This window comes from Faecalicatena fissicatena, assembly GCF_016900595.1.
In the GTDB taxonomy this organism is placed as follows: Bacteria; Bacillota; Clostridia; order Lachnospirales; family Lachnospiraceae; genus Claveliimonas; species Claveliimonas intestinigallinarum.
In genome coordinates, this window is sequence record NZ_JACLYY010000003.1 from 138,456 (window position 1) to 150,061 (window position 11,606).

An 11,606-nucleotide genomic window follows, 5' to 3' on the forward strand; every position below is an offset into this window, starting at 1 on the left:
GAATATGTTATGAATGAAATGGAACAGTTAATAGCCTATGCCGGGCTTCCCACATACAGACAGGCGCTGGGTCTTCCGGCAGATATAACAGAGGAATACACCATGCTGGCACAGGGAGAATACAACAGAAACTATCTGTTTACCCATCCTCTGACAGGCAAGAAACTTTTATTTCGGGTCAATTTTGGCAGCCAGATGCATTTGGATGATCAGATAGAGTACGAGTACCGAGCACTGAAACTGCTTGAAAGATCCGGACGTACGCCAAAGCCATTGTATGTAGATGGATCTTTGAAGCATATACCGTACGGTGTGATGGTGATGGAATATCTCCCGGGACATGTCCTGGATTACCGCACAGAAAATGTCTTCGCCGCACAGTGCCTTGCAGATATCCACAGTGTATCCGTGCCGGAAGATACGCATCTGATCGCACCGCTGAACCAGCTCCGCGCCATACTGGAAGAATGTGAGGAAATGTTTGCAAAATATGAGGGCTCCTTGCTGGCAGACCGGCAGAAAGCTGCAAAGATCCGTGAAATGCTGGACAAGGTATGGGAAAAGGCAGACAGCCTGGATAAGCCGGCATATCGCTGCTGTATCAACACAGAACTGAATTCAACAAACTTTCTTATTAACGGAGAGGAAAAGGACAACTATCTGATCGACTGGGAAAAGCCGTTATACGGTGAACCGGCCCAGGATCTTGGACATTTTCTGGCTCCCACGACCACATTCTGGAAGACGGATGTGATCCTCACTGTGCAGGAAATGAAGGACTTTATCGGTGAATATATAAAATATGTAGATGGCAGATTTAACACGGAGGGTCTGAAAGAAAGAACAATGGTATATGTCCCTGTCACATGCCTGAGAGGGATAACCTGGTGTGCCATGGCATGGATAGAATACCAGCAGCCGGATAAAGAAATCTTTAACCGGTCTACGTATGAAAAACTAGAACAGTACTTAAGTTGGGAGTTTCTAAACAGGATTGAGAAATTTATAGACCATCAAGTATAGTCTGTATGAAAAGTATTGTCATAGAAGGAGTGCGTTGCAAATATGCAGACAGGGTGTTGAGGGAGAGAGGAATAATAGTGAGTTTTAGAAAAAAAGTTTTGGTATTATGTTTGACGGCGGTATTGGCTGTGATAACGGGCTGTAGTGGGAACGATGCAGACGATCCTGTTCCGGCTGTGACTGACAAAATAGATGATGATGTGCAGTATAAACAGGAAGAGGATAAGGTGGAAGAGGAAGAAACCATACCTGACGACGGACATTTTCATGGAGAATATGTGGTTACCGGTGATTATGCTAAAGATCGAATAGGTGCAGAAGACGCCCTCTTTATCGATGCGAGAGGGTGGCAGAAGGCAGTCCTTGGCACACTGAAAGGTGCTATAGCCACGACCTGGCAGGATCTCTGTACGTGTCAGGAGGGACAGGCCGGTGATGCGGGCTGGGGAAAGATTCCTGCGCCGGATGATCTGGAGAAAAGATTGGGAGAGCTTGGGATCACAAAAGATAAAGAGATCATTGTATTTGCCGATACTGTGGACGGATGGGGGGATGATGCCCGCCTCGTGTGGGAATTTCTGGCAGCAGGCTTTGCGGACGTCAAAATGATAGACGGGGGTTATGCAGCGGCAAAAGCTGCGGGAGCAGAGACACAGCTGTTCGCCTCCGGCGCCGAGCCAGGAGAAGTTACAGTTGACAAAATTGACAACACACATGTAATGACAACAGAGGAGCTGCAGGAAAACTATGATGATTATACAATCGTGGATGTGAGGACAGACGAGGAATATAATGGCGCAATTCTGTACAATGAGGCACAGGGCGGCCATCTTCCGGGAGCCATCCATGTCCGGTATACAGATCTGTTTCAGGAAGACGGGACACTGAAGCCCAATCAAGAGCTGATCGAAATGTTTGAGAGTGCCGGTGTAGATAAGGATGATAAGGTTGTTACGTACTGCACAGGGGGCATTCGTTCAGCGTACACCCAACTGGTCCTTGAAATGTGTGGATACGAGAACACATGGAATTATGACCAGTCTTTCTGGCGCTGGTCGGTAGTTGGAGAAGTGGAGTAGGCAAAATGGTCAGTATATTGATGTGTACATATAACAGAGAACAATATCTGAAGCGTGCGATCGACAGTGTGATAGCGCAGACATATACAGAGTGGGAACTGATCATTGTGGATGACGGATCGACGGACAACACGGAGCAACTCGTGGCTTTCTATCCGGATCCAAGGATCCGCTATATAAAGATGGATAAAAATCGTTTTTACTGTTATGCCGCCAATTATGGCCTTCAGAATTGCAGAGGCGATTACGTGGCATTCCAGAACAGTGATGATGAATGGCTGCCGGACAAACTGGAAAAACAGATGAGGTTTATGGAGGAGCATACAGAGGCTGGCGCTTGTTTTACAGAAGTTACTTTAATCGACAATGAGGGGAATGATCTGTCTGAGCGGTGTCTACCCATGGAAAAACTGTTTGAAAACCATTATGAAGATCAGAAAGACTGGATGCATTTTTTTCTGCATAAGGGGAACTGTGTGTGCCATCCATCTGCACTTGTACGAAAAAAAGTCATGGATGAGGTGGGTGGTTTTAACCTGATGTACTGCCAGCTTGCTGATTTTGATCTCTGGGTGCGTATTGTCACTGAACATCCTATATATGTTCTGCCGGAAAAACTGATACGGTTCCGGTGGGATATAAATAAGCAGGAACAGGTAAGCAGCGCGACAGAAAAGAACTTGATCCGCTCTTTTAACGAGCAGATGCTGATCCGAAAGCAGATGATAGATCGCCTGAGCGACGAACAGATGCTGCTGTTCTTTAAATCGGAATTTCAGAAGAAAACTTCTTCATCTCATCTTGAACTGGAATTTGAAAAAGCGTTTCTTTTAATGCACTGCATAGATGACTCCCCAGAAATGAGGCTTCCAGGCATAAATAAGTTAGAGGAAGTTTTGAAAATAGAGGGGGCTGTTGAAGTCCTGGAGAGGCATTTTGATCTTACCTTGCAGGAAATTTATTCCTGGAATCGGGGCCACTGGTATACAGATTTTATATTGGAACAGAAAATATCTGAGGCAAAGAGGCAGCTGGCTGCTTATCAGGAAAAAGTAAACATGCAGGAATATCTGATAGATCAATACCGGAATTCAAGCAGCTGGAGATATACGGAACCATTCAGGCGCGTAGGAAGAATGGTTCGGCGTATAGTCAAGAAAACAAAATAATGTAAGGATAAATCTTCGTCGATTTCCGTTTTGTGGCACCCGGCTATAAGCGGAAGTTGACGAAGATTTTTTTGTAAACGGCCGTACTTTTTAGAGCCGGACCAAATTAAAATGGTTTTTCTTTTTTGAGAAAATATTTATAGAAAAAAGAAATAAATAAGAATTACTTATAGAAATGAAAGATTTCAAACTTATCTGAATATCTGGTATTCTCAAACTAAGAAATTCTGAAAATAAAGCGTAAATTTTTTCGTTGGAGAGGGGGAAATGATAAAAATTCAGAATTTTTATTGATGGGTCATTAGGAGGAAATTAAATGAAAAGAAAAAAACTAGCAGGTGGGATTTTAGCCGTGATTTTGTCGATATCTATGGCGATGCCGGCATTTGCAGCTGATATTCCAGGAGAGGAAACGACGCTGTCTTCTGATAACATATTGGAGACGACGGATGCCAATGAGATATTAGAAGATGAGCCAAATAGTACTGATATTGAGGATAATACGCCTGAAGAGGAGATGACTGTAGATAATTCGGGTCAGCCAGAAGAAGACACAAAGGCAGAGGAATCAGGTGATGATACAGAACAGCCGGAAGTTATTTTAGGAAATAAAGGGAAGACAGTTGAGAAACAAAGCGCTAATGAAACAGTTCAGGCGGATACGAATGTTGAAAATAGTGTATGGACAACAGAAGACTTTACTTACACAACAATGGAACAGACGTTAAATGGATGTGATTACACAAGAGAATTTACAATTAAAGGCCGGGCCATTGCCGGCTTCTCCGAATATGGCGAGGAAAAAGTAAAAACAAATAAAAATCTTGTGCTTCCATCTACGGACGATAATGGGGAGACTCTCGTAGGAGTTGCCAGCAATGCGTTTAAGAATATGGGACTTGAAACGGTAGAATTTCCTACAGGTATGATGGTGGATTACAATGATACGGTCACTCATGTGGTGACCAGACGGGGAAATTTTGTCATCGGATCGTCTGCGTTTTATGGAAATAACCTCACCTCGGTGTATCTCCCTGAAGGTGTGATCGCAGTTATGTCCATGGCATTTTCAAGCAATCAGCTGAAGAGTGTGACATTGCCTCACACGATCTGGTGGATTGAAAATCAGTCGTTTGCTAAGAATCAGCTTACAACGGTTGGTTTTCCAAAGACATGTGATTTTCAGTTACAGATTCATGCCATGGCATTCGCCCAGAACAATATTCAATCTGTACGTCTGCCCGACTATACGGAGGTAGTAGATAAGAGAGCGTTCTACTGGAATCCGGGTATGGAAGACTGCCCGGCGGATGCGCCTGAAAATGAAGGGGCCAAGTTTGGCGGCGTTGTGTATATGTACACGGACAATCCGAATCTTGTGAATATGGAAAGAATACACCATATTGACAGGACAGCACCCTCCCAGAAGTCCTATCATCAGCGTCTGATCGTAGGGGAAGACCCAAATGCGAACCAGACATGGAGCCTTGATGATTTCACTATTGAAGGGACAACGATTACAGGACTGTCACCTTCAGGAGTAGGGAAGAGAGCGGTGAATAAAAATCTTGTTCTCCCTGACAGGAATGCATCAGGAGAGTATATAACAGAGCTGGCAGATACCACAAATGATACGGGACTCTTCGCAGCAGAAGGCGAGCAGTTTGAATCCGTAGTACTTCCTTGCTATTTGGAACGCATTGGCAACAGGGCTTTTTGCAACAGCGGTATCCAGAGAATAGAATTTCCGCTGACCTTAAAAGAAATCGGTATTGCCGCATTTCAGAGAAATAAACTGACCAGTGTAATTCTTCCAGACAGCGTAGTGACATTGGGAGGAGGTGCATTTGGCACTAATCCTCAGCTGGAGCAGATCATCCATCCTTTCCAGAGGCTTGACAGAGATACCAGCCGGCGCATTCGGATGTAGCACGGCAGACGAGTGGATGGCTGGACTTACACAGATTGAGATACCTGAAGGAATTACCGTCATCGGGAACAATGCATTTGCCGGTAACAATTTTACTCAGATTAATATCCCGTCTACGGTTAAGGAAATTGGAAACTATGCTTTCTCTACAAAAAACTATTTGAAAGATACTGTGTGTACAGTCACTCTTCCGGAGGGCCTGGAAAAGATAGGCTCCTATGCGTTCAGGAATAAGATCGTAGAGATCCTGGATCTTCCGGAGACAGTGAAGGCCTTTCCCGCGAATGTGTTTACGAGAGAGTATTCGGACTCCACGCAGGCAATGGTGACTTTGGTCTATGTGAATGAGTCACAGATTTCGGATAAGACGAATTTCCCGGATTCAGAATATCACAAGTTTGTTCTCAGGGATGACCCGTCCGACACGGTGTGGAGTGCTTATGATTTTACATATGGAGAGGTTACTCCGAAGAAGCTGTATGATGTGGCCATGACAGAAGAGGTGGAGGTATCCGGCTGGGGAGTGACCGGCTTCACAGAAAATGGCCTGAAGAAACTGGGACGAAACCCGGAACTTATCATTCCGGAAAAAGATCCGGAGGGACGGCAGGTGACTGCTATAGCTGACAATGCATTTAAATATGATGCGGATACTATGCCGCAGAAGATTGCTTCTGTTACATTCCCACAGAATGTAAAAGCTGCATATGAGGGCCGGCTGTCCGATAAGAATGAAAGAGGAAACTTTCTGATTATGGGTATGGCTTTCTACGGCCAGGGATTGAAAGAGATAACACTGCCGGAAGGCGTTCTCCTTGTCGGGAGACAGGCATTTGCCAAAAATGAACTGACACATGTGACGTTGCCAGAGACTGTCTGGTGGATTGAGCAGGGAGCCTTTATTCAGAATCAGATTACAATAGTGGACTTCCCTGCGACATGCGATTTTAAGATGAATATAGATGCGCAGGCATTTGCAATCAATCAGATTGTATCCGTTGCACTTCCTGACAGGACGGAAAAAGTCAATAAATGGGCCTTTTTACAGAATACAGGAAAAGAGCCAGTGACTGAGGGCTCATCTGCGGAGAAGAAGGGCGGTATCGTCTATATGTATGGGGATGAGGTACTGAATTCAGAGGCTCAGATCGCCCACATTGACAATACGGGGAACAAATCCAATGTACAGAAACTGGTAATTGGTGTACAGGATCCGGCTGAACAGCCCTGGAACACGATCCATTTCACTTACGAGGGTACAAAAGTTACCGGACTCTCCGAGGCTGGACAGGCCAAGCGTACAGTGGACCAGAACCTGAGAATACCGGATCTGACGCCGAACGGAGAATATGTGACGGAGATTGGAAACGGAGGAGCTTATGGAACCTTTGGAGCAGAAGGAGAGACCTTCGAAAACGTGACGCTTCCGTCGCGGCTGCAGGTAATCGGAAATAGTGCATTTGCGCAGAATACTATGACGAAACTGGATTTGCCATCTACACTGACAACAATTGGAAGTGCAGCTTTCCGGGCATCTGGCTTGACAGAAATAGTTTTGCCTGACAGTGTGACAGAAGTAGGGGCAGGTGCTTTTGCAACATGCACTGATCTGGAAAAAGTGACTCTTTCTAAAAATATGACACAGATTGAACAGTCCATGTTTGCGATGACTGCGGTAAAAGAAGTCAGCATTCCGGAAGGAGTCACAGAAATTGGGAGAATGGCATTTAACGGGGCACCGGTGGAATCTCTGGTGATTCCAAACACAGTGACAGAAATCGGTGCAAATGCTTTTGCAACGAATCGGCTGACAGAACTTACAATACCTGGAAGCGTAAAGAGTATTGGATCCAGCGCATTTTCACAATATTCTGAGCAGTCACCTTCCTCCCTTAAGACGCTGGTTTTAGGAGAGGGCCTGGAAGAAATCGGAAGAACCGCTTTTCGAAAATGTGCGCTGACAACTGTGGAAATTCCCTCTACGTTGGTTTCTCTTGCTGAGAATACTTTCCAGGACGGAGCAGCGGGACAGGTTATCCTGTACTCGAAGAATCCGGCACATTTGCAGAAGACAGATACATTCATCCCGGAGAGCGAAGGACATAAAGTAGTATACAGTAATCTGATCGGCACAGGGTGGTCCTATGATGACTTTACATTTGACGGATCTGTGCTGACAGGTTGGTCAGACAAAGGAAATGTGACGAGAAAAGAAGTAAAAAATCTTGTACTTCCAGAGATAAATCCTGAGACAGGAGAGGCTGTGACAGAGATAGGAGAAAATGCGTTCAAAATCCCGGATGATGAGATTGAGCAGCTGAAAGACAGTGTTTATTCGCCAAACGGGATGGAGACAGTGTCAATTCCAGAGACTGTCACAAAGATTGGAAAGAAGGCCTTTGAATACAACAATTTTGTGGAAATGGGATTTGGCGCTGCTGTTACAGACATTGGAGAAAGTGCGTTCCATGGAAATAAACTGACAAAAGTTGTTATCCCAGATACGGTGACTGCTTTGGGAGCGGGTGCCTTTTCCGAGAATAATATCATAGATCTTACGTTATCAAGGAATGTCACCGTAATACCGCAGGGAGCCTTTTCGATGAATATTCGTCTGGAGCAGGTGACGATTCCGGATACAGTAACAGAAATCGGTGAAATGGCCTTTGCGGGCGCACGTCTGACAAGTCTGGAGATTCCGGCTTCCGTGGAAAAGATAGGAAGAAGGGCTTTCCATCTTCACCATTTGACAGAGCTGACAGTTCCTGGAAGTGTCAAGGAAATCGGAGAGTCTGCTTTCGAGGGAACTTTCAAGGCTATCACTTTGAGGAACCTTACTCTGGAAGAGGGGGTTGAGAAGATTGGGAAATATGCGTTTAAGGAAGGATATCTGGAGAGCGTGCAGCTCCCATCCAGCCTCAAGGAAATGGGGGAAGAACCATTTTACGGGAACAGTGGTACCAATGGAGACCATATCGTAGTGTGCTATACAATGAATCCGGAACATCTAAAATTTGGAAACTCAGGTTCTCACCGCATTGTATATCAGGGACAATGGGGAACAGACTGTTTTACTTATGAGGGGACAACTGTTACTGGCCTGACAGATAAAGGAAGAGAAGTGTTGCAAGTATATCCTTATATGGTGATCCCGTCGCAGACACCGGAAGGAACTGATGTGGCAGAAATCGCACCTGGGGCATTTAAAGGATGTGGAATTACAGGGGTTGTACTTCCGGAAAAACTCCAGAAGATCGGCGAGGGAGCTTTTGCTGGAAATGCCCTGACGTCGATCAACATTCCGGATGGGGTGACTATTATTGAAGAGGATGCATTTGCCGATAACGGTGTGATCGTAAAACTCATTGTAACTGACAAAGACTGCTATGAGCGTTTAAAAAATATCGTGCTGGAAGGAGCACAGATTGTGTTTGAAGAACAGCCGGAGCAGAAACCGGGTGGAGGCAGTGGAGATGGACAGTCTTCGTCTTCCGGAAATGGAGCGGAAACAGCTTCTGATCAAAAAGGAGCTAAAGCTGTGAGAACAGGTGACACCCAATCCGCAATTGCGGTAATGACAGTTATGGTAGCTGCGCTTGTGGTTATTGCAGTCAGCGCTAAAAGAAAAAAAGAGAACAAGTAATAAAGTAACAGAGGGGCATGCCATCATGGCAGCCCCTTTTGCTGTACTTTTTATCTCCTCTCCGCACCGCCGAGGGCGTCGTCCCGTAGAGCTCCCTGAAGGTGCGGTTGAAGAGCTTCTGATTGGTAAATCCGTTTTTTTCCATGATGTAGGAGATGGGCTCCTCTGTGTTCACCAGGTCCTGGTAGACGTGGGCGACGCGTACCTCGTTCAGGTACCGGAGGAAGGACATCCCTCTTTTCGTGCACGGATCTGTGCTATTTTACCAGAAAATACTGTGCCGAGTAGGCCTCCAGTTCTATCCGGAAGACGTGATCCTCTTCCGCCAGGGGCGTTTCCTGCTTCCGGCGGGAGCCCCCGTATGGTTCCAGATCGCTGGAAAACGCAGGCTTTAGCTCCCTGGCTCCGGGCACCTTCAGATCAAAATCCACCCAGGCTTTATCGGAAAAATTGAAGACGGCCACAAGGCGTTCCCTTTGGCTTCTGCGCTCAAAGGCGTAGACGCATTTCTCCTCCTCGTGGCAGTCCAGCCACCGGAAGCCTTCTGCATCATAGTCCAGCTCCCAGAGGGAGGCATAGGACAGGTAAAAGTGGTTCAGATCCCGCATGAAATGGTAAAAGCCATCGTGGATGGGATAGGTCAGCAGATCCCAGTCCTGCTCCCGCTTTTCGTCCCACTCCCGGAGCTGTCCGATTTCATTTCCCATAAAGTTCAGCTTTTTCCCGGGATGGGCATACATGTACATGTAGAAGGCTCTGGCCTGGGGGAATTTCCCGTCGTAGTCCCCGTACATCTTCTGGAGGATGGTGGCCTTCCCGTGGACCACCTCGTCGTGCGACAGGGGGAGAAGGTACCGCTCCTGACCGTAGTAGGCCATGGAGAAGGTGAGCCTGTGGTAATCCCGCACCCTGGAGGCGGGATCTGTGCGGAAGTAGTCCAGGGTGTCGTTCATCCAGCCCATGTCCCACTTATAGTCAAAGCCAAGGCCGCCCTGGTCGGCCGGCTTCGTGATGTCCGGGAAGGAGGTGGAGTCCTCCGCCGACAGGATGGCGTCAGGGAAGAACTTTTTCAGTCCCTGGTTCATGTACTTAAGAAATCCCACCGCGTTCTGGTTCACGCCCCGCTCCGGCTGTCCCTGCCAGTAGATGGCCCGGCTGATGGCATCCATCCGAAGACCGTCTATGTGAAATTCGGAGAGCCAGTAGAAGGCCGCTGACTGGAGAAAGCTTCGGACCTCTCCCCGGGAGTGCATGAAATTGCAGCTTCCCCACTCGCTCTGCCCCACGGCGGAGTGGGGATACTCGTAGAGGGCTGTGCCGTCATAGTGGGCCAGTGCATAGTCGTCAACAGCAAAGTGGACTGGCACAAAGTCCAGGATCACGCCGATGCCGTTCTGATGGCAGGCGTTGACAAAGTATTTGAGCTGGTCGGCTGTGCCGTACCGGGAGGTGGGAGCGAAAAATCCGGTTCCCTGATATCCCCAGGACTCGTCGCTGGGGTATTCGGCCAGGGGCATGATCTCCAGATAATTGTAGCCTGTCTTTTTCAGCCAGGGGATCAGGATATCGGCCATCTGCTCATAGGTATACCAGTCGTCCGGCTCCCCGGAGGGCTTCCTGAAGGAGCCGAAGTGGATCTCATAGATGTTCAGAGGCTTGTCCGTACAGTCGGACCGCTTCTTCATCCAGGCCTGATCCCGGAAACGGAAGCTGTCCCGGCTGCGAATGATGGAGGCGGTGTTGGGACGCAGCTCCATGCCGTACCCGTAGGGATCGCAGTGGTCGATGCAGCGGCCGTCGCCGCCGTAGATCCGGTATTTGTACATCATGCCCGGCAGCGCCTTCTCCATGTGAACCTCCCAGAAATTTCCGTCATGTACCTTCTCCATTGGCGTCTCCTGCCAGTCGTTAAATTCCCCGATGAGGGAGACTCGCGAGGCAGAGGGAGCAAAGGTGCGGAAGGTGGTTCCGTCCTTCTGTGCGTGGGCCCCCAGATATTCGTAGGCGTCAAAAATTTTCCCTGTATAAAATCCATAAAAATCCATAGCTATCCTCCGTAAATCATGCGCATAGATAATAGACACAAGTCGTTTTATATCCTATAATTATCACAGGTCACAGAGGGATGTCCACCGACAATAAACCGAATATGTCGGAAAACCAACCCTTTTGAAAAATGGTCGGTTAAAAGCGGCAGGTATGGGAGGATATTATGGATTTAAGAATAGAAAAGACGGAGAGGGCGATCCGAAACGCCTTTATGGAGCTGCGGGCCAGGATGCCTCTGGAGAAGATCAGGGTCAGGGAGCTGTGCGCGGCGGCCTGCATCAACAAATCAACCTTTTATGCCCATTACACGGACATTTACGCCCTGTCCGAGACGCTGGAAAAGGAGACCGTGGCCTCCATTGTGAGCAGCATCCCGGATCTGAAGGGACACTCCGCAGAGAACCCGGACGTGTTTACAAGGGCCCTCTGCCTTGCCTTTCTGTCCAATATTTCTCTTATAAAAATCCTGTTTTCAGGGAAGGAGCAGAGCCGGTTTGGCGTGCAGCTGGAGGGGGAGCTGAAGAAGGTGATCTACAGGAAATACCCGGAGTATGAGAGGGATCCGGAGAAGGATATTCTCCTGTCCTACTGCATCCAGGGGACCTACCACGCCTATCTGAACAATCCGTCTGTAGATACGGAAAGCTTTGTCCGGGTGGTGGAGCAGATCGTGAGGTGCCTGAAGCCCATGTTCTAGGGGAGAGCTGCTCTGA

General features: G+C 47.6%; 8 protein-coding genes. 6 read left to right on the forward strand and 2 right to left on the reverse strand.

Features of this window, described 5'->3' with window-relative positions:
- The first annotated feature begins 9 nt into the window (after window positions 1-9).
- From H7U36_RS04390 to H7U36_RS04410, 5 genes are all read left to right on the forward strand, one after another.
- Window positions 10-1,023: an aminoglycoside phosphotransferase family protein gene (locus tag H7U36_RS04390; protein ID WP_052084029.1), complete on the forward strand. Its 1,014-nt coding sequence runs from the start codon at window positions 10-12 to the stop codon at window positions 1,021-1,023.
- Window positions 1,024-1,028: 5 nt separating this feature from the next.
- Window positions 1,029-2,102: a sulfurtransferase gene (locus H7U36_RS04395; protein WP_138304739.1), complete on the forward strand. Its 1,074-nt coding sequence runs from the start codon at window positions 1,029-1,031 to the stop codon at window positions 2,100-2,102.
- Between the two features lie 20 nt (window positions 2,103-2,122).
- Window positions 2,123-3,271, forward strand: coding sequence for a glycosyltransferase (locus H7U36_RS04400; protein WP_243426697.1), 1,149 nt, complete (start codon window positions 2,123-2,125; stop codon window positions 3,269-3,271).
- Window positions 3,272-3,587: 316 nt separating this feature from the next.
- Window positions 3,588-5,201 (forward strand): leucine-rich repeat domain-containing protein, encoded by a 1,614-nt coding sequence (locus tag H7U36_RS04405; protein WP_205155751.1) that lies wholly within the window; start codon window positions 3,588-3,590, stop codon window positions 5,199-5,201.
- The gene (locus tag H7U36_RS04410) at window positions 5,119-8,844 is read left to right on the forward strand and encodes a leucine-rich repeat domain-containing protein (protein ID WP_205155752.1); all 3,726 of its coding nucleotides are present in this window, start codon (window positions 5,119-5,121) and stop codon (window positions 8,842-8,844) included. The genes H7U36_RS04405 and H7U36_RS04410 overlap by 83 nt, the downstream gene beginning before the upstream one ends.
- Here H7U36_RS04410 and H7U36_RS04415 read toward each other — a convergent pair.
- Together H7U36_RS04415 and glgB are read right to left on the reverse strand one after the other, a co-directional pair.
- Window positions 8,819-9,076, reverse strand: a complete 258-nt coding sequence (locus H7U36_RS04415; protein WP_033125923.1) for a helix-turn-helix domain-containing protein — start codon at window positions 9,074-9,076, stop codon at window positions 8,819-8,821. The genes H7U36_RS04410 and H7U36_RS04415 overlap by 26 nt on opposite strands.
- 25 nt (window positions 9,077-9,101) lie before the next feature.
- A complete protein-coding gene (gene glgB, locus H7U36_RS04420) occupies window positions 9,102-10,889 on the reverse strand; it encodes a 1,4-alpha-glucan branching protein GlgB (RefSeq protein WP_033125924.1) in 1,788 nt (595 codons plus the stop codon).
- Between the two features lie 167 nt (window positions 10,890-11,056).
- Here glgB and H7U36_RS04425 point away from each other — a divergent pair, with 167 nt between their 5' ends.
- Complete coding sequence (locus H7U36_RS04425) at window positions 11,057-11,590, forward strand: TetR/AcrR family transcriptional regulator (protein ID WP_033125925.1); 534 nt, start codon at window positions 11,057-11,059, stop codon at window positions 11,588-11,590.
- Window positions 11,591-11,606 lie beyond the last annotated feature (16 nt).